The following is a 19,522-nucleotide window of genomic DNA, read 5'->3' as shown; positions in this document are numbered from 1 at the left end:
AGTCTACTGTTCAATCCTCCTAGCCATATTCGGTAGCAGGTTACGTATGCTTGGTAATACATCATATTCAGTAACCCCAAGTTTACTTAACCTATCCTGTACAATACTACTTATTATGTTATAGTTAACTCCGTGAATCATGAAGTAGCAGTTGTGGTTCCACTTACCTGGAACAATAATCCTCTTAACAACATGAGTTGCCTCATCAATATTAGCAACCTCTTCACAGTCACTTATACTGAAGGTAACCATGGCGTTGGCCTTAAAGCCTGCGAGGTCAGGGTCGATCATTGCGTAGAAGTCCCTTATAACACCCTTATCCCTTAACTCCCCTATTAACTCAGTCATCCTGCTTATCGGTATTTTGAACTTATCCTTAATTTCATTGAATGGTTCCTTAACAATGTTTATTGATTTAATCATCTCATAGAACTCCAGGGGTAATCCCACATCCTCAAGTTTAAGATTGGTCTCAGGTAATCTATGCACCTTAGCCCTAGAAACTCCGACATTTAAATCAAATTTAACATCAATTTTATAGGTCTTCTCAGCGTAAAGTATTACGTAGTCCTCTGGGCTTAATGCGAACTTATTAACCACGCTCCTCACCTTATCCTCAAGCTCCCCCTTACTGGTTGCCTTAGTTACATACCATATGTTATACCTATTATGAAGCCTGAGGAAATTATGAGTCACGTACTTATCCCTATTAATCTCAGCGGCCACTTCATTAACTAAATCATCCCTAACCCTTAAAGCCACTAATGCCGACACCATGCCCCTAGCCCTATAATTAACCAGAGCCCCAATCCTCCTTACTAGGCCTAATTCCTTAAACCTCCTTAATGAATCAATAACCCAATCCTCAGTGACCCCAATCCTCCTGGCCAATTCTAGAAATGGCCTATCAGTTATCGGGAAGTTGTATTGAGCCTCCATTAGTAATTCCCTTGACTTATCATCAAGCATTGGAGTCTGGATTAATTAGCGTATATAAATGAATTATGCGGTTGATACATTTAGTTAACTACCTAAGGGCGCCTTAATTAAAACTATTAAGCCTGTGAGGAAGGATTCATCCTCATCATTATTAATCAGCGCTAGGGCCCATGATCACTCAATCTCCTTAATGCTTAACTGCCGTGGCTTTTAAACTTAGAGGGGTTTCAGATTCAGGTCTAATGCTCATCATTTTCTTGATCATTAATAATTGATATATCCTGCAAATTATGTAGTTTACCGACTCCTCGAATTCATTATCCCTAAAGCTCTGCGCATACACAGGGGCTGCACTGGTTTCATGGTCCCAAATCTCCACACAAATGTTATCGCCCTCACTTATTACGTGGAGTTCAATGAACATGTTGCTTGGTTTTATAATATACCTAGACCCGCTCTTAAAGGTATGTTTTTCAACGTATCCATCTACGCAACCACCCACAATCCCATCAACAATGGCGCTAATGCTGCTTCCCACGTATTCGAGTGCGGTTCATCTGTTTATAAATATGAGCCTCATGTTAATTAATGCATTAATAGTGCTGGCTTAGCGGTGTTGATAATTATATATTACTATATTGGTTATTTATATTTAGTGTGGATCTATATATCTGTCCGGGTAAGTTTTATAAAAGGTACCGGGTTTAGGCCTTTAGAAAACGAAATATGAGTAAGCTAGGCTCCTTAATTAATTCAGAGGGAAGAGACTTAATGCAAGCCATCATTATCCTACTCGTATTCACGTTTATGGCTAGGGCAAGCAACAATATGATACAGACCACGGTACCGTTAATAGCTAGGGAGTATTTCAACTCCACTGAGGCTGAGGTGGGGTTACTAAGTAGTATTATTTCAGTGTCATTATTCATTGCTACAATGTGGGTTAACGCAAGGCTAGATTCAGCCAAGAGGAGAATACTATTTGAAGCATCAACACTCCTCTACTTCCTCACATTCCTAATATACCCCTTCGTAAACTACATTGGCCTTTGGTTAACGTCAATTGCAGTGGGCTTTCTACTCGGTATAATAATGCCTAACGTTGCAACGGCATCAAGCATAATAGGGAGGGATCAGGAGACAAGGGAGAGGGTAATAGCGTTATATACCTTTGCCCTTAGTTTAAGTTTAACAATAGGCCCAGTCATCGAGTCAATAATACTACGTTACTTCACCCTCAGGGATGTATTCCTATTCTTCTCAGTCTTCTCAGCAATAATGATCCTACTATCCCCCAAACTACCCTTCCCAGCGGAGAAGCCTGGCAGAGTTAAGTTTAAGTTAAGCTCAATATGGGGTAGAGCCAGCTTCAGGGTTGCAATATACAATAATGCCATGTATAGTTTACCCTTCGCCATGTTAACCGCCTTCGGGGGAATATACGCCATAGAGTACTTCCATGCAAATAATTCACTAGTGTACTTACTTTTCTCAGCCTTCTTCACCACATCCTTCGCCACTAGGCTCTATATTTCAGTAAGACCTATTAGAGATGTTAAGTATGCTTCATTATCAATGTCAATGCTAACAATAGTGGGCCTAGTAATTATGACTATTTCACCGAACATTTACCTATACGCCATTTCTTTGGCTATACTTGGTGTGCCTCATGGTTTAACATACCCCCTCTCACTAATAGTGATTTCAAGGGATTCGAAGGATGATGAGAGGAATTTAATGAACTCCGCATTTTCATCAATAATGACTATAATCGGCATACTATCACCCATCGCCTTAGGCGTATCAGCTGAATTAATGGGTTTAAGGTATATGACTATAATTGTTGAAGCCTCAGTCGTAGCTTTCACCTGGCTGCTATATAGGTCCTTAAGGGAATTGAACCCTAAGGCATCATTAGTTAAGAATACTCCTAATCTCATTCGTTAAGTCACTGTAACCCACGGTCCTAAGGAACTCTAGGACTTCACTGAAGCTTGGTCCAGCCCTAGCCCCCCTCCTGGTAACTTTAATTGAGGCTGCGGCGTTAGCGAATATTAACCTACTAACCCTATCTAAGCCTATTAACTTAGCGAATACGTATGATGCTGCGAAGACGTCGCCGGCCCCAGTGGTATCAATGGGCGCTACCTTAAAGGCCTCAACAAGTTTAGCCCCATCTTTAGTAAATGATACTGCACCCCCTGGGCCAAGGGTAATAATAAGTTCCTCAACGTTAATACTCTCAAGTATCCTTAATCCGGCTGAAATAGGGTCATCAATGCCTGTTAGCTTCCTAGCCTCAAGGCTATTCATGAACCATGTGTTTACCCCATCCATTAATGGTTTAAGTATGTTTAAATCATATGATGACAACCCAGCGCCCCCATCAACGGAGACTGTTAAGCCAAGTTCCTTAGCCCTCTTAACCCCAGCCTCAATTATGTTTAATCTACTTAACGCTACGTGTAGGTGATTAACCCCATTAAGTGACTCACTGTTTACGTCACTGGGTGTTAAGCCTAGGTTAGCACCCCTGTACTCAATCATCCTTTTACCGTTCTCGGGACCTATTAGAACAACTACTAGTCCACTTCTCTCGACATTAATTCTCTTAACCCACTTAACATCAACCCCAGCCTCCTTAAGATCCTCCAGTAACGCATCACTAATGGTATCTGAGCCAACTGCCCCAATGAATCTTACGTAAGCTCCAAGCTTTGAGGCCTGTATGGCGAAGTTGGCTGCTGACCCGCCTCCCCCTATGTATGCCTCATATGCTTCAACAGCCCCATCATTCTCAGGTAGGGACTGGATTCGGAAATACACATCTAGGTTAAGGTTACCCACTGAGGCTATTGTCGGCTTCTTCACGTTTGAAGATTCAGACTTGGAGTAATTAAACTTGACTCATTACGGCTTCATTAGAGAAGGGTTTATAAATAGCTGCTGGCTAACCCTCTTAGGTGGTTAGATGTATCTAAATACATTGAGAGAAGTAGATGTAGAGAATCTAGTTAAGAACATTGATTTGAAATATATACTTAGATGTATCTTGAAATTGTCAATAACTGATGTTACTGTATATCACACGTTACTAAACAATAATGGTAATGATCCATTAACTGTATCAGAAATATCAACAGCCATTAAGAAGTCCAGAAGCACCGTGGAGAAGTCACTAATGAAGCTTATTCAACTTGGATTAGTGGCTAGGAGAGCCGTGTTAACCAGGAGGGGAGGCTATACCTACGTTTACTATGCATTACCCATTGATCACGTTAAGCAGAGGTTGCTTCAACTCGTTAACTCGTATTATGATATAGCCAAGGAGTTAATAGAGTCAACAACATCATCAGTAATGATAAAGTCCATTGAGGAGTCAAGCCTAAGTGGGGAGTGAGTGAAAATAAGCCCCACTTAGGGGGATTTTAAACAACCCCCCTTATCCTTGGGTCCACTAGTCCATACGTTAAATCAGCTATGAAGTTACCTATGATCACGGATATTATTATAACCATGAAGGCTCCCACGGTAGTCATGTAGTCTGAGGTACCTGCAGTCACACTAATTAAGTAGCCTAATCCAGGTATTGCGAACATTGTTTCAATAAATACACTATTACCGAAGAGTAAGCCATAGGAGTAAGCCAGTAAGGTTAACTGAGGCAGTATTGAATTTTTACCAATATAAGAGTTAAGTATTCTCCTTTCACGTAACCCCCTAGCCTTAGCTGTTAAAACATAATCCTCAGTAAGGGTCATTGTCGCTAAGCTCCTCGTAATGAAGACCCAATTCGGAAACAGTATTATGTAGTATGAGAATATTGGTAAAATTAAATGCTTAGCAACATCAATGAAATAGAATATGCTTACCCCAGGCTTAATCCCCATGGAATTAATACCAGCTATTGGCAGTATCTTAAGCACCACCCCAAAGACAACTATGAGGGTTAACGCTATTACGTATGATGGAACTGATTGAGCGAAGGCGGCTAAACCATTAATAAATGAGTCAATGATACCAGTCCTAGAGGCGCTGACTAAGCCGAGTGTGTAGCCTGTTATGAAGGCTAGGGTTAGGGATATGGTTGCTATGGTTATGGTCCAGGGGGCGGCAAGGGCTATTATCTCAGCCACAGGAGCCCCATAGGTCCTTGACCAACCTAAGTTACCGTGGAGAACCATTAGTAGGAATCTTAGAAAACTATTAACAGGATCCACTAGGTGACCTGCACCAGGCACTGCGTGTATTATGAAGAAGGCTATGGCTAGTGCGAAGACTAATTCAGCGAATAGCATTAGGATTGTCTTAATGGACCAAAGAATCGCTCCAATGGTTCTTTCAGGGAGTTTCCTCTCAAGCTTAGCTATGGTTAAGGCGAGGTCAGGTAGCTTATACTTAACGTAACCCAACCCACTAACAGTGACCTCACTACCCTTAGCCTGCTCCTCCCTAAACGCCCTATTAACAGCTTCAAGTAATAGCCTCCTGTAGGCCTCATCCCTCTTAGCCCTACTAATCACCATTATTAAATCATCCTCAGTGGCCATCCTCGGTACATAGCCTATTACTCGGTTCAACTCATCAAGATCCATGAATCTTAAGGCAGCGCATAGAAGCATGTTATTCACCTCAGCATTACCCCTCAACACTGATTCAATGTACTCCCTTGAGAAACCCAGGTCCTGTGGATCAATGCCCTTATCAAGCATGTATTGTATAATCTTACGTCTAGCGTTAGAGTCCACGAACGCCATATCTATTAAGTCGCAATCAACCATTACTCCTAAAGTAGATTAATACCTCATATTTAAGTCTTAACTCATCTCAATAGGTTAATTTTCCCCTTAAACTAAACTCACTTAATTAATAATTAACTTAAGCTGAAACCCTTATAACTTTCCAGTAACCGTAGACTTGTGCCCAAGGATGAATTAGATAAAATTGAGGAACCAGAGGAAGAGGAGGTTGAGGAATCCAGTGAGGAGTATATTCAGGAAAGCGCCATTACCGCTGAAACACCCACAAGCACACCCCCCAGTATATTAATTGACGTAACCTATGATGGTAAGGCCGGTAAGGCCTTAGTGAAGCTTTACGACTTCATGAATGATAGGATCTACTTCTGGTACGATAACACTGGTCATAAACCATACTTAATAACCGATATACCACCCGATGAGTTGGTTACTAATTATAAGTCAATATTAAGGCTTAAGGGCTTCGATCACATTGATACAGTGGTTAAGTTCAATCCCCTTGAATTAAAGAGCAAAACCTACACGGTGGTTTACGCTAAGGATCCATTAACAATAGGTGGTGGTAGGGAGTCCATTAGAGACATTATACCTAGGTCCTGGGAGGCTAGGATTAAGTATCACTTATCCTACATATATGATAATGGCCTAGTACCCGGTATGTTTTACAGGATTGAGAATGGTAAATTAACTCCAGTTAACGTTGATGTTCCAGGTGAGATTCAGAAGCTTGGGGAGGAGCTGTACGCTAATGATGAGGAGTACCTAAAGGCCTTCAGGGAGTGGTTACCCCTATTTCAAGCACCTGTACCACCTTTGAAGAGGATTGCTATAGATATTGAGGTTTATACACCGCAGGAGAATAAGATACCTAACCCCAAGGAGGCATTGTATGAGATAATTGCAATAGGCCTAGCTGGTAGTGATGGGCTTAAGAGGGTTCTGGTTCTTAGGAGGCCTGAAATACTAATGAATGCTGATGACCAAGGCATGTTGCTGAGTGATGATGTTGAAGTCATGTTCTTCGATAATGAGAGGGATCTCCTGAGGGAGTTCTTTAAAACAATAATGGCTTACCCAATATTAATCACCTTCAACGGTGACTCCTTTGACTTAACCTACATTTACAATAGGGCACTTAAATTAGGCTTCAGGAAGGAGGAGTTACCCATAATCTTAACAAGGGATGGGGAGGCAAGGTACGTGCTTGGTGTTCACATCGACTTATACAAGTTCTTCAACATTAGGGCTGTTGAAGTCTATGCCTTCGGCGGCAAGTACTCAGGCGGTGAAAAGACCCTGGACGCCATAGCAAGTGCATTACTCGGCATTTCCAAGGTTGAGAGGGAGAAGCCCATTAGTGAAATGAATTACATTGAGTTAGTTAACTACAACTTCAGGGATGCGTTACTGACGCTTTACTTAACAACCTTCAATAATGAATTAGTCATGAGGTTAATAGTCCTATTAGCCAGGATATCGAAGACCCCGCTTAACGATGTTTCAAGGTACCAGGTCTCAGCGTGGATAAGGAATATGGTTTACTTCGAGCATAGGAAGAGGGGTTGGTTAATACCTAATAAGGAGGATGTGGTGAATGCTAAGGGTTCAGTGGCCACTAAGGCCATAATAAAGAATAAGAAGTATGCGGGTGCCATTGTGATAGAGCCCATTGCAGGCATATACCCAAACGTTTACGTGCTTGACTTCGCAAGCCTATACCCATCAATAATAAAGAGGTGGAATCTATCCTATGAAACAGTCAGGTGCCCTGACGAGAAGCAGGCCAATGATCCTAGGAATAGGCCAGTCCCAAACCTACCTCACTGGGTTTGTTCAAATATGAGGGGTTTAACATCACTACTAGTTGGGTTACTTAGGGATATGAGGGTTTACGTGTATAAGAAGCTGGCTAAGGGTGATAAGGACCCGAGGCAGAGGGATTACTATAATGTTGTTCAAGCGGCGTTGAAGGTCTTCATAAACGCATCCTACGGCGTCTTTGGAGCTGAAATATTCCCACTCTACTGCCCCCCATTGGCTGAACTAGTTACTGCCCTGGGTAGGTTGGCTATAACTAGGACTATAATTAAGGCCCTTGACTTAGGCCTGACCCCAATATACGGTGATACGGATAGTCTATTCCTCTATAATCCAAGTAAGGATAAGCTTGAGGAGATGATAAATTGGGTTAAGGACGAGATGGGTATTGATATTGAGTTGGATAAGGCCTATAGGATACTTGCCTTAAGCGGTAGGAAGAAGAATTACGCAGGCATACTGCAGGATGGTTCAGTGGATATGAAGGGGCTTGTGGGTAAGAAGAGGAATACACCTGATATAGCTAAGGATGCGGTTAAGGATGTTATACACCTCTTCAGTACAATAAGTAGTATTAATGATGTTGAGAAGGTTACTGAGGCTATTAAGGAGCGTGTGAGGGAGTACTACGTTATGATTAGGAATAAGGATGTACCATTGGATAAGCTTGCCGTTAAAATGGCTATAAATAAACCAATAAGCGAGTACACTAAGAACACACCGCAGCATGTTAAGGCCGCGGAACTACTGGGTAAGTATGGGGTTAAGCCCGGTCCCGGTGACATAATATTCTTCGTTAAGACTACTACTAGGGAGGGGGTTAAGCCTGTTCAGTTGGCTAGAATTGATGAGATTGACTCGGATAAGTACATTGAGTACTTAAGGACATCACTGGAGCAGATACTTGACGCCTTAGGCATACCCTTCGAGAACATTGTTGGGTCAAAGCTAATGTAGGAGACGCGTAATATTTAATAATTCACTTAAGGCATGTTAACCATGGAGTATGTATCTTTAGGCAAAACTGGGTTAAAGATATCTATAATTGGTCTAGGTGCGTGGCAATTCGGTGGAGATGCCTGGGGCCCGTATGAGTACCAGGTGGCTAAGACGGTGATAAGTAAGGCCGTTGAAGTAGGCATTAACTTCATAGACACTGCAGCAGTCTACGGTAGGGGTAGGAGTGAGGAGTTTGTTGGTAGGGCTATTAAGGAGCTTGGTATTAGGGATCAGGTTATTATCGCCACTAAGGTGCCTGGTGACTGGCATAGGTATGATGATGTGATTAAGGCAGCACATAGGAGTAAGGAACGCCTTGGCATTGATGCAATAGATTTACTTCAACTGCATTGGCCAGCAGCATGGTTAAACACACCTGTTTGCGAAACAATGAGGGCTATGGAGAAGCTTGTTAACGATGGTGTAGTAAGGTACATTGGGGTTAGCAACTACCTGCCACCACTGCTTGATTACGCAAGGAAATGCCTATCCAAGACTGATATAGTGAGTACCCAGAATAGGTATAGTATAGTTGAGAGGGAGGTTGAGAAGGAGATTCTACCTTACGTCCAGAGGGAGGGCTTAACATTAATAGCGTGGAGTCCATTAGCCAAGGGGGTTGTTACCGGTAAGTATAGTTTCGAGAATAGGCCTAGGAATGACTTAAGGGCTGGGGATCCATTATTCATGGATGATAACTTCAGGGAAATAAGCAGTAAGCTAGTTCCGGTAATAAAGGAGGTTGCATCAAAGTACGGTAAGACACCGGCTCAAGTGGCATTAAACTGGTTGATAATGCACCCGAATGTCGTACCAATACCAGGGGCTAGGAATGCTGAGCAGGTTGAGGAGAATGCTGGGGCAGCTGGATGGAGAATGAGTGAGGAGGACTTCCTTAAGTTAACGAAGGCCAGTGATTCACTTAGAATAAGCTACGTAAACTTCTAAAGTAATAAGGGCTCAGAGCAGGTCAGTTTCATCAATAATCAGTTGATTTATGTTCCTCACCAACCCTAAGCACTTAAGGTACTTTTTATGTATTTACATAAGGTGAAACCTCTTGGAATGGAGGAAACCATTGCGAATTATCAAGGTTTTAGGTGCGTTATTGTAAATTGTTTAAACTAGTCATCTTATTGGGTATGCTTGTTCTAGTTGTTTTTGGTCTTCTTGGTTTATTCTCCATCCTAATGCCCCTAGGTTCTCCCTTAAATGCTCCTCCCTTGTTGCCTTTGGTATCGCCACTGTGTTTGGTTTACTTATTAACCAGTTTAACGCCACTTGTGCCGGTGTTTTACCGTACTTATCGGCTATGGTCTTTAACACACTGTAGCCTGGGTTACTGGGGTTTAGTAGGTTACCGGTGCCCAGTGGGCTGTAGGCTATTATGGCTATATTCTCCTTAACGGCTATTGGCATTAAATCCCTCTCAATGAACCTATCTGTTAAATTATACTTAACCTCATCGGCAACAATCTCATACTTCTTAGCAGCACTCATAGCCTCCATTAAGGCGGTTGAATCAAAATTACTAACACCCATGAACCTAATTAAACCATCATCAATAAGCCTCTCAAAAGCCCTAATAGTCTCAGCAATAGGCACCTCACGACTAGGCCAGTGGAGGAGGTATAGGTCAATGAAAGTACCAAGCCTACCAACACTAGCCCTAGCACTCCTCAAAACATCATTAAAAGAAGCATGAGTAGGCCAAACCTTACTAATAATAAACAAATCATCACGAGAAAAACCAGAAACAGCCTTGCCTATGACTTCCTCGGAGCAATTATAAGCCTCTGCGGTATCGAACATCCTGTAACCCAGTTCCAGGGCTCTTCTGAAGACTGCAATGTAATGGTCTCTCCTCATGCATTCTGATACAGATAAGTACGAGCCTAAGCCAATAATAGGCATTCTTAACCCTCCCCTGAAATCCCTATACTCCATGCTCATTAACCGGGATGCCTGCATTTAAAGCTTTAGCGGATCGTATTGAAGCCTTGCCTTTTAAGGCAGTGTATTACAGCCTACATGGCCATGCTCAGTATCCTTGGGTAATTCAGGTAAGGTGGGGCAATGAGGTAGAAACCCCCAACTCCCTAAGGGTGGGGTGGTTTACTTTCTCTTGGATAAAGCTTATATATTGGGTTGTTAAGGGTTGCTTGTGTCATTACTTAACGTTGAGGAGCTTGAGAAGAAGATAGAAGAGTTGAACGTTAAGTTGAATGATGTTAATGGTGAGTTGGATAAGACTTATAAGGAATTGAATGAACTTAAAGGCAAGTTAAATGAGAAGAGAAGCCAATTAACAGCCGTAATAAACCAATTAAACAGTAAGAGGGCTGAGTTAAGTGAATTAAAGAATAAGATTAATGAATTAATCAGTAAAAGGAATAATCTCATTGAGTATCTTAAGAAGAATAAGGCTGAGAAGGATGAGGTGAGTAAGAGGATTATTCAATTAAGGGATAGGGTTAGGAATCTTAGGGAGCTTTTAAAGGAGCTTGAGGCATCAGGTGGTAGGGTTCAGGATAAGGATAAGTTAAGGGTCTTGATTGAGAGGCTTGAGTTTGAGCATGATACATCACCTTCAGATTTAAAGAAGGAGATGGAGTTCTATAAAACCATTACAGAGCTTGAGAAGAACCTTGAGAAGGCTGAGACACTGGATGAGCTTAGGAATCATATAGCCAACACTGTTAAGGAAATTGAGGAATTAAGTAGAAGACGTACTGAATTAGTCAACAGCCTCAAGTCAACCTACGAGGGTAGCTATAAGCCGCTTAAGGATGAGTTAATGGGGCTTAGGAGTAAGGTGAATGAAATTAGAAATAGTATAGGTGAACTTAAGAAGAGGAGGGATGAGTTGAAGGCTGAGAGGGATGAGATCAAGAAGCAGATGCTGGGCCTCTACGCTAGAATAAAGGAGCTTAAGGAGACTAAGAGGCAGATTATTGATGAGATTAATAAGAATAGGCTACTCCTAGTGGCTGCAAGGAAATCAGCAGCGGCGGCTGAGAGAAGGAGGAGTGAGGAGTCGGTTAAGGGTGAGTTGAGGAGGAAGGCCATGGAGGCTCTTCAGAAGCTTGAGAAGGGTGAAAGAGTTAGCCTTGATGAGTTAATGGGACTGGAGGACTCAGATGACCAGCAGAGTGAGTGACTCTGAACCCATAGAGGTCTCCATTAGGCTTAGGTTAAGTGAGGATAATGAGGTTGTTTACAGGGTTTTTAAGGTAATGGAACCTGAATTCAAGTTTAAGAGGGGTATGGTATCAACGTATTTAAGTAACGGCGATGTTGTGGTGGTTATTAAGGCAAGCGACATTAATAGCGCGCGAAGTTTGATTAATGGGGTTCTCAAGCACATTTACCTAATACTCAGCCTTCAATCCGGTAACTAATCCCCTTCTCATCAAGGAGTGCAAGATCCTCCCTCCTAACATTAACTAATGCGGAGTCATTATTAATAAACATTATTGATGCCCTATGCCTAAGCAGTTGATTAACAGTATCAAGATCCCCCACGGCTAATCTCACCGTGGTGTAATCCCTTAACTCGGAGGCTATCCTACTCTTCAATGACTCCAACCCAATACCAGCCTTAGCTGATATGAATAATGGGTTACTTAACTTGAATTCAAGCGCAACATTAAGTAATGAATCAGTGTCCTTAACTTCATCAATCTTATTGAAGACTGGAATAACCTTACTCATAGGTACAGCTATATCATTTAATATACTTATTGAACTGCTAACCTTCCTACGCACCTCCTCCGCTGAGTCACTTGAGTCTATTATGAGGAGTATGAGGTCTGCGTACGCTATTTCCCTTATTGTTGAGTAGAAAGACTCCACTAATACTGGTGGTAAGTCATCAATGAAGCCTACGGTATCTGTAATAACGGCGTACTTACCATTAAAATTAACTAACCTGGAGTAGGTTGATAGGGTTGCGAATGCCTTACCATCAATATACTTGCCCTCGCCGGTTAACCTATTGAAGAGCGTCGTCTTACCGGCCATTGTGTAGCCTGTTAACGCAACCTCAGGGATACCCTTATCCTTCCTCTTAATTATGTGAGTATCCCTCATGGACTTTATTGCGTTTAACCTCCTCTTAACTGAGGCTATCTGCCTTAAGGCATGCTTATAGTATGTTTCTGCACCATACTCACCCAGGCCGTGAAAGCCAATCTGCTCCCCCTTCTTACTCAACCTAATGTACTCCCTGATTAAGGGCAGTGAGTACTTTAACTCAGCTAACTTTATCTGTAGTTTAGCCTCAGCATCACCAGCCCTCTTATCAAATATCTCAAGGATTAACTTAACTCTATCCATTACATTCACCCTTAACTCCCTGGATAAGTTAAAGGATTGATTAGGCTTAAGCTGATGGTATGTTATTAGGTAATTGACGCCGTCCTCAATAAGCCTCTTAACATCCATAAGCTTACCAATACCCACGTAATACCTGGAGTCCGGGATCCTCCTCTGAACTACAAGCCCCTTAACCTCATAGCCAGCTACCTCGGCAAGCATTCTGAATTCATTAACCTTACTCTCCATGGGATTTGGATCAACGTAAACCAGTAATGCCTCCTTACCCATGCCAACTAATTATCAGTACCATGCGTGTGTTTTTATTACTTTTCCGCAACGGGCTTAACTTCACCTAATGCTTAAATCAAGGTATATTGAGTTAAGTATCCTGGCTAAATTCTTAGACGTTACCCAGGTTAAAACCTCTATATAAGCCTCAGCGGGGGTTTTACTCCTCAGGGTTACGTTGAATTCATGAGCCAGTAACTTAACGTGCTCGGTACATTGCCTAAGCATTGGGCATTTTAAACAGTTTTGAATGGGTCTAACACCATTGATTATTATGAACCCCGTCTTCTCATCTATGAAAGCACCCTTCCCGTTAAGAAGCCTTAGGCCTAATGAACCAGGCTTCCCGCTCTCAACCTCATAGGCGAGGTATATTGGGGCTGAGAAAACTAACCCATTGCTACTCCTCTCAATCCAACCATACTTCATTAACACTGACAAGTGCCTATACAATGTTGATTTAGGCATCTTAAGCTTCACCCCAATTATAGACGGCTTAGACACACCGAAGGCAATTAACTTAAGTATGCTTAGCCTACTTGGGTCAATAGCCTTCTCGAAGGCGTCAATACTCATTAACCTAACCTTCCCCTTCTTAAACGTATGAGGCCTTATGGGGAACCTTATCACCATATCCTCATCAAACTCATTTAACCTACTAACGTCAATTAGGGACATTTAAACCACTTATGATAAATAACCACCACTGCTTTTAAACACTACTCAAGTTACTGGATTACGAATGAGGTAACGTAAATAATGGTAACGATTCAGTAATAGTTAGTATATCTGCTTGATTTATAATCTTCCCACGAAGGCGTCAACTCTCATTAATTTACCAGTATAAACTAATGAATTATAGTTTTAAAAACATAATTTAAGTTACTACTTATGTATGTAGAACTATGTAGAGTGGTATTGAGTCAATGATTCCATTTAAGCCGGCTATTATTACAGAATTCTTCGTGATAAGTGGACTACCTGGACCCGGAATCACCGGAGTAATAATAGTCTTAATTAAGTCGCCGTTAAGGCTAAGTACGAACATTTCACCGGTTCTATTTTGAATAATAATATAATCACCTATAATTCCCACAGTACTTAACGTGGGTCCAGTCTTAAATGTCCATAATACTTTACCATTAGTTACGTTAATAGCATATAGTACACCGACTGGTGAATCATGGAAGACAATACCCCTATGTATTACCACAGGTGGAGCCTCAAGGTTAGGTGGCACTGGTGATATTCCTTCATAGAAGGTCCATAGGATATTACCATTAGTAGCATTAAAGGCGACTAATTCCTCATCCATAAGGTTATTAGAGAGATGTACAGTGAATGACGTTACTACGATGCCTCCATAGTATGCTGGTGATGAATCATCTAAACCACCCATGTTTTGGTAAGTTCCATAAAGATAATCACCCCATATCACTGCGCCATTACTTGCATTAATAGCCCAGAATGTTGTTGATGTACCAAAGTAAACAATGCCATTAACCAGGAGCAGTGAAGACATGCTATCGTAGGTGCCTAATTGATCAATCCATACGGGTTTACCGTTAGTAATATTTAATGCGAAGGCATCCCCGCTGCCATCAGCCTCAATTACCATGCCCCTGTAGTAAACTGGTGTTGGCATATCTTCACCCAACGTGGTGTAATTCCATAATTCGTTACCGTTACTCACATTTAACGCCACCACGGCATTAACACCAGTGCCCCTGTATGTTGGGGTTAACACGGCGTTTCCTAAACCAACCACCAGTGTGTCGTTGATCACAATGGGTTGCGTCATTATTTGATTAGGGAAGACCCTACACCAAACCACGTCACCATTAATTGCACTCAATGCGCAGACGCTACCTACATCATCTTTAACACTAAAGCTTGTGGCGTTAAATGGACCTGAGGTGGTTACTATGAGTAAGTAACCGTAGATGGTTGGTTGAACAATAATAGCCCAAGTAACGTTGACCATGAAGTAACCTGTTCTAGTTGGTACAAAGTAATCATGTTGTGGATTACCATCGAACATTACCGTATTACGCCAGTACCCACTAGACTCCCCTGGTATTGATTGAACTACGTAAGGTAACATGAATTGGTAATTAAGTTGACTACTATTGCTGCCGGTAACGTTAGTGTATTTAGTGTATTGGGGAGTATACGTAATGGTTCTAACTACGGTGCTTGTAATAGTCTGAGTAATGGTGTTTGTTACAGTTATGCTTGCATTGGTTTTAGCAGAGGTAATATTAACTATTGATATAATCCAGGATACAGCTAACGCTATCGAAATAACCGTTATCGCTACCTGATACCTATTCATGTGCAGCGTCGATTCAATATCAGTTTAAAAACCGAACTCACCAGTGCTCTAAGTATTGGCTCAGGGTAATGGACTTAAGCAGCCTAATTTATTGTAATGGAAAAGCTTATTAAGAGTGCTTGATAGGCGAATCTTCAGTGACCCCAATGGAAATGAGGTAAGGTGGGTTGTGGGCTCAGCATGGCCATATATTTACGCCGTCCCACACTTAGGTAATCTAATAGGTTCACTATTATCCGCTGATGTATTCACAAGGTATCTTAAGTTGAAGGGTTATGATGTCGTCTTTGTCACTGGTAGTGATGAGCATGGTACGCCAATTGAGGTTGAGGCCATTAAACTGGGTATTGAACCAAGGCAATTAACGGATAGGATGCATGAAATCATTGTTAAGTTACTTAAGCTTTGGGGTATTGAACCCGATAACTACACTAGGACTGAGTCGGAGGTTCATAAGTGGTATGTTAGGGATGCCTTCACTAAAATCTACAATAATGGCTACATATTCACTAAGGATGATGAATTACCCTACTGCCCAAGGGATAAGATATTCCTACCTGATAGGTTCGTGATAGGTACATGCCCATACTGCGGTTACCCCTACGCAAGGGGTGATCAGTGTGAGAACTGCGGTAGGTTGCTTGAACCAAGAATGTTAATTAACCCCAAGTGCGCGATATGTGGTTCAACACCAGAGTGGAGATTAACCAGGCACTGGTACCTCGACTTAAGGAGGCTTGAGGATAGGATTAGGAGCTACATTGAGGGGAATAGTGCGCTTCCAGATAATGCGAAGCAAATGAGCCTGGGGATACTTAAGGAGGGTTTAAGGCCTAGGGCAATAACAAGGGATAATAAGTGGGGTATCCCAGCCCCATTCCCTGGAGCTGAGGGTAAGACTATTTACGTCTGGTTTGAGGCAGTTTTAGGCTATGTCTCAGCAACCATAGAGTACTTTAGGAGGCTTGGCAGGGAGGATGATTGGAGGAGGTTCTGGTTTAATAAGGGGACTAGAGTTGTATTCTTCATAGGTAAGGATAACATACCGTTCCACACAATAATATTCCCAGCACTACTTATGGCTACGGGGGAGGATTACGTAATGCCTTGGACAACGTCATCAACCGAGTACTTGATTTTCGAAGGCAAGAAGTTCTCAAAGAGCCAGAGGGTTGGGATTTGGGCTGATGAAGCAATAGCCCTACTCCCAGCGGACTACTGGAGGTTCTACCTCATTTACAATAGGCCTGAGCAGAGGGATAGTAACTTCACGTGGGATTCATTCCTAGATGTAGTTAACTCAATTATGAATGACACAGTGGGTAACTTCATACACAGGGTATTGACACTGGCTAAGAGGAGGTGGGGTACTGTACCCGGTGACGTTAAGATGATTGAGCAGGACCAGGAGATTTACGGTAAGGTTCTTGAAATCCTCAACACTGTTGAGGAGGATTATGAGAGAATAATGCTAAAGGATGCGGTATCCCAGTCTATTGAAATAGCAAGGATAGGCAATAAGTACCTTAATGAGAGGCAACCATGGAGATTAAGTGAAGTGGAATTCAATAGTGCAATATATATGCTCATGAGCATTGTTAAGACATTATCAATAACACTTGCACCAGTAATACCCTTCAGTATTAATGAGTTATGGAGAATGATGGGTTACAGTAATGGCTTAAGATGGGGGGATGCTAGGAAGCCTATTGAACAGGGATTACGGCTAAGTGAACCAAAGCCATTATTCAGGAAAATAAGTAAGGAGGAGTTGAATGTAATGCTTAAGAAGCTTGATGAAATAAGGGACATTAAGGATAAGGGTAAATACCCGTGGGAGCAAGCCTACTTACCTAATCCTTAAGTCAAATGCGCATTAACGGTAAATATTTATAACCCAGGTAAACTCAACGCCTGTGTCTAATCAGCAGAATAATGATGAGATAGGGCCTGTTGAAGTTAACATACTCTTAACTCTAATTAGGCTTAATGGTAAGTGCCTGCAGAAGGATTTATGGAAAATGGCTGGAACCAACAGTAAGGTGGGTATACCTGCATTAAATAAGTTAATCAGAATGGGGCTTGTAACAAGGAGGAAGGTTAATGAGAAGGTTTATGAAATTAAGTTAACAAGGAAGGGGCTTAGGGAGGCCAGGAAACTGGAGGCTAAGGCCAGTATAATACCTGAGGTTGACTTAAACCTCCTAGCCACAATACCCTGCTTCTACTGCCCCTACATATCCTCATGCGGCGTCGGCCATGAGAATTCCCCCGAAACCTGCGAATTACTGGGTAATTGGCTGTATAACTTGATTAAGCTAAGGAGTACACTTGGTCAAGAGAACGCAACTTAACTCAATAATGTACCTAAACCCATGCATCTACCCCTCTAGAGGATGGAGCCTTAAGTACGTGGTAAAGTTTAAAAAATAAGCATGTAGCGTCGCGTAATGCCAACCTTTAAGCTAGTGTTAAGTGACCCAAGGAGCGGTAAGTCTAAGCAACTTGAGGTTAAGGATGAGGTGGCCCAGAGGCTAATAGGGTTAAGGATAGGGGATGTGTTTGATGCTCAATTAATTAAGGAGATTATTGATCTACCGCAGGGCTTTAGAATTAAGATAACTGGAGGCACTGGGTACGATGGGGCACCAATGCACCCAGGCATAGAGGGGCCTGTGAAGAAGTATGCCCTCCTCTCCGGTAGGCCAGGCTTTAGGCCTGAGAAGAAGGGATTAAGGGTGAGGAGATTAATTAGGGGTAATACTATTAGTGACCAAATTGTTCAAGTTAACGCAGTCTTAGTTTACCCTGAAAATTGGGATAAGGAACCCGTAATTCAGGTTAGTGGGGAGGCCAAGCCTACTGAAGCCAAGGCCGAGGAAAAAGCTGAGGCGGCTCAATAAAATATTAAGTAAATGCATCACATCAGCTACCTGATGCCTTATTAATCAACACGGCTATCTTACTGTAATTTAATGCATTAAGGCCTGTTAAGTATCCCACTAATGTACCATTACCGTAGGATACTATGATCATTGGCAGTACAGTGCTTATTGAATTACCTTCTAGGGCGTTAAGCACTGTGGATGCGTTAATTATGTTAAGTGCCTGGGTTGCATTAAATAAACCCACTGGTATCTGGGAACCACTACTGAACCATGACGCAGTAGCCAAGTAAACATTAGGTGGTGCAGTGCAGTTAAGGGTCTCCATACTGTAGTAAACATTAGTCCACTGGGGCGGGGTTATGAACTGTAGGCCCACTGTGGGGGAGCTCAGTAGAACCAGTATTACGTTTGATGATGCGGTTAAATTGCTTAGTAGGCTGTAGGGTATTGTGCACTGTGTCGTGGGTGCCATGGTTATGAATACTGCCACCGGCTTAGTGCCGTTGAAAACGAGGGGATTCATTAATGATGGTGTAGTGGTGTATGATGATACGTTAACAAGTGACACACCTATTAATGAGAATAAATTAGGTTCAGCACTAGGTTGCTTATAGAGTAGGGTTGGACCAATGTAAGCCACTATGAACCCCACCTCAGCTATTGCAATAGCGATTATAGCCACTATGAATAGTCTCCTCTTCTTCCTACTTCCCCTACTCTTCCTAGACATTAAGTGAACGGTAAACTGGGAATTAATAAGCATTATTCACACAGGGGTACTCGCATTAAAACCTCCAGTAGGATGAGTAGGATAATTCATGGTTATATAGACTCCTAAGCTCCTCGGCAATCACCTTAAGTTCACCGCAATCATTAACGCAACCGTAAGCCACCTCACTAGTCCTCCTCAGTACATTAATGACCTTATTAATGCAATCAGACGTTAAGCATGGCTCCTCAGCTAATCGAAGTACAGCAAGTGCAAGGTGAAGAATGTACTGGAAATCGTTAACACCCTCATCATTAAGCTCAGACTCATCATCAGCAACAATATACGTTAAGTTAAGTAGGCTTCCAATCAATTCCTTAAGCCTACGTGCATCAATATTGTCACTGAGATTCATTAAGTACTTTGATAAGGTAAGCGTCTTAGCCTTAACCACCAAGCTTAATTT

At 42.1% G+C, this 19,522-nt stretch carries 19 protein-coding genes; 9 read left to right on the top strand and 10 right to left on the bottom strand.

Going from position 1 to position 19,522, the window contains the following annotated elements; translation table 11 throughout:
• Positions 1-3 precede the first annotated feature (3 nt).
• Both CMAQ_RS00780 and CMAQ_RS00775 read right to left on the bottom strand, forming a co-directional pair.
• The gene (locus tag CMAQ_RS00780; protein ID WP_012185220.1) at positions 4-969 is read right to left on the bottom strand and encodes an Lrp/AsnC family transcriptional regulator; all 966 of its coding nucleotides are present in this window, start codon (positions 967-969) and stop codon (positions 4-6) included.
• Between the two features lie 157 nt (positions 970-1,126).
• Entirely contained in the window at positions 1,127-1,477 is a 351-nt protein-coding gene (locus tag CMAQ_RS00775) for a hypothetical protein (RefSeq protein ID WP_012185219.1), read from the bottom strand.
• A gap of 233 nt (positions 1,478-1,710) precedes the next feature.
• On the opposite strand from CMAQ_RS00775, the gene CMAQ_RS00770 reads away from it, so the two are divergent.
• Positions 1,711-2,886: an MFS transporter gene (locus tag CMAQ_RS00770; protein WP_012185218.1), complete on the top strand. Its 1,176-nt coding sequence runs from the start codon at positions 1,711-1,713 to the stop codon at positions 2,884-2,886.
• Here CMAQ_RS00770 and CMAQ_RS00765 read toward each other — a convergent pair.
• Positions 2,854-3,810, bottom strand: a complete 957-nt coding sequence (locus tag CMAQ_RS00765; protein WP_012185217.1) for a carbohydrate kinase family protein — start codon at positions 3,808-3,810, stop codon at positions 2,854-2,856. The genes CMAQ_RS00770 and CMAQ_RS00765 overlap by 33 nt on opposite strands.
• Positions 3,811-3,910: 100 nt before the next feature.
• On the opposite strand from CMAQ_RS00765, the gene CMAQ_RS00760 reads away from it, so the two are divergent.
• Positions 3,911-4,339, top strand: coding sequence for a helix-turn-helix domain-containing protein (locus CMAQ_RS00760; protein ID WP_012185216.1), 429 nt, complete (start codon positions 3,911-3,913; stop codon positions 4,337-4,339).
• Positions 4,340-4,367: 28 nt separating this feature from the next.
• On the opposite strand, the gene CMAQ_RS10315 is transcribed toward CMAQ_RS00760, so the two are convergent.
• Positions 4,368-5,720: an ABC transporter permease gene (locus CMAQ_RS10315; RefSeq protein ID WP_012185215.1), complete on the bottom strand. Its 1,353-nt coding sequence runs from the start codon at positions 5,718-5,720 to the stop codon at positions 4,368-4,370.
• Between the two features lie 138 nt (positions 5,721-5,858).
• Here CMAQ_RS10315 and CMAQ_RS00750 point away from each other — a divergent pair, with 138 nt between their 5' ends.
• Both CMAQ_RS00750 and CMAQ_RS00745 read left to right on the top strand, forming a co-directional pair.
• The gene (locus CMAQ_RS00750) at positions 5,859-8,474 is read left to right on the top strand and encodes a DNA-directed DNA polymerase I (RefSeq protein ID WP_012185214.1); all 2,616 of its coding nucleotides are present in this window, start codon (positions 5,859-5,861) and stop codon (positions 8,472-8,474) included.
• A gap of 42 nt (positions 8,475-8,516) precedes the next feature.
• Positions 8,517-9,464: an aldo/keto reductase gene (locus CMAQ_RS00745; protein ID WP_048062578.1), complete on the top strand. Its 948-nt coding sequence runs from the start codon at positions 8,517-8,519 to the stop codon at positions 9,462-9,464.
• A 180-nt stretch (positions 9,465-9,644) separates the two neighbouring features.
• Here the strand turns inward: CMAQ_RS00745 and CMAQ_RS00740 are convergent, their stop codons facing one another.
• Positions 9,645-10,463 carry an aldo/keto reductase gene (locus CMAQ_RS00740; RefSeq protein WP_232203774.1) on the bottom strand — a complete coding sequence of 273 codons (819 nt, stop codon included), beginning with the start codon at positions 10,461-10,463 and terminating at the stop codon, positions 9,645-9,647.
• 217 nt (positions 10,464-10,680) lie between these two features.
• Here CMAQ_RS00740 and CMAQ_RS00735 point away from each other — a divergent pair, with 217 nt between their 5' ends.
• Together CMAQ_RS00735 and CMAQ_RS00730 are read left to right on the top strand one after the other, a co-directional pair.
• Positions 10,681-11,676 (top strand): coiled-coil protein, encoded by a 996-nt coding sequence (locus CMAQ_RS00735; protein ID WP_012185211.1) that lies wholly within the window; start codon positions 10,681-10,683, stop codon positions 11,674-11,676.
• On the top strand, positions 11,657-11,917 hold the full coding sequence (locus tag CMAQ_RS00730; RefSeq protein ID WP_012185210.1) for a KEOPS complex subunit Pcc1: 261 nt from the start codon (positions 11,657-11,659) through the stop codon (positions 11,915-11,917). Before CMAQ_RS00735 ends, CMAQ_RS00730 begins: the two co-directional genes overlap by 20 nt.
• Here CMAQ_RS00730 and hflX read toward each other — a convergent pair.
• From hflX to CMAQ_RS00715, 3 genes are all read right to left on the bottom strand, one after another.
• The gene (hflX, locus tag CMAQ_RS00725) at positions 11,895-13,124 is read right to left on the bottom strand and encodes a GTPase HflX (protein WP_012185209.1); all 1,230 of its coding nucleotides are present in this window, start codon (positions 13,122-13,124) and stop codon (positions 11,895-11,897) included. The two genes, CMAQ_RS00730 and hflX, sit on opposite strands and share 23 nt — an antisense overlap.
• A gap of 60 nt (positions 13,125-13,184) precedes the next feature.
• Entirely contained in the window at positions 13,185-13,802 is a 618-nt protein-coding gene (locus CMAQ_RS00720) for an ArsR family transcriptional regulator (protein WP_012185208.1), read from the bottom strand.
• Between the two features lie 211 nt (positions 13,803-14,013).
• Positions 14,014-15,459, bottom strand: coding sequence for a PQQ-like beta-propeller repeat protein (locus CMAQ_RS00715; protein ID WP_012185207.1), 1,446 nt, complete (start codon positions 15,457-15,459; stop codon positions 14,014-14,016).
• Between the two features lie 115 nt (positions 15,460-15,574).
• On the opposite strand from CMAQ_RS00715, the gene metG reads away from it, so the two are divergent.
• The 3 genes from metG to CMAQ_RS00700 all read left to right on the top strand — a co-directional run bounded on the left by metG (position 15,575) and on the right by CMAQ_RS00700 (position 18,362).
• Complete coding sequence (metG, locus tag CMAQ_RS00710) at positions 15,575-17,323, top strand: methionine--tRNA ligase (RefSeq protein WP_012185206.1); 1,749 nt, start codon at positions 15,575-15,577, stop codon at positions 17,321-17,323.
• A gap of 52 nt (positions 17,324-17,375) precedes the next feature.
• Positions 17,376-17,813, top strand: coding sequence for a MarR family winged helix-turn-helix transcriptional regulator (locus CMAQ_RS00705; RefSeq protein WP_012185205.1), 438 nt, complete (start codon positions 17,376-17,378; stop codon positions 17,811-17,813).
• A gap of 96 nt (positions 17,814-17,909) precedes the next feature.
• A complete protein-coding gene (locus tag CMAQ_RS00700) occupies positions 17,910-18,362 on the top strand; it encodes a 30S ribosomal protein S6e (RefSeq protein ID WP_012185204.1) in 453 nt (150 codons plus the stop codon).
• Positions 18,363-18,384: 22 nt separating this feature from the next.
• Here the strand turns inward: CMAQ_RS00700 and CMAQ_RS00695 are convergent, their stop codons facing one another.
• Together CMAQ_RS00695 and CMAQ_RS00690 are read right to left on the bottom strand one after the other, a co-directional pair.
• Positions 18,385-19,077, bottom strand: a complete 693-nt coding sequence (locus CMAQ_RS00695; protein ID WP_156769798.1) for a hypothetical protein — start codon at positions 19,075-19,077, stop codon at positions 18,385-18,387.
• Between the two features lie 55 nt (positions 19,078-19,132).
• Positions 19,133-19,510 carry a hypothetical protein gene (locus CMAQ_RS00690; protein ID WP_012185202.1) on the bottom strand — a complete coding sequence of 126 codons (378 nt, stop codon included), beginning with the start codon at positions 19,508-19,510 and terminating at the stop codon, positions 19,133-19,135.
• Between the last annotated feature and the right edge of the window lie 12 nt (positions 19,511-19,522).

This window comes from Caldivirga maquilingensis IC-167 (genome assembly GCF_000018305.1).
Classification (GTDB): Archaea; Thermoproteota; Thermoprotei; order Thermoproteales; family Thermocladiaceae; genus Caldivirga; species Caldivirga maquilingensis.
The sequence above is the reverse complement of the archived record's forward strand: the minus strand, read 5'-3'. Positions and strand labels throughout refer to the sequence as shown.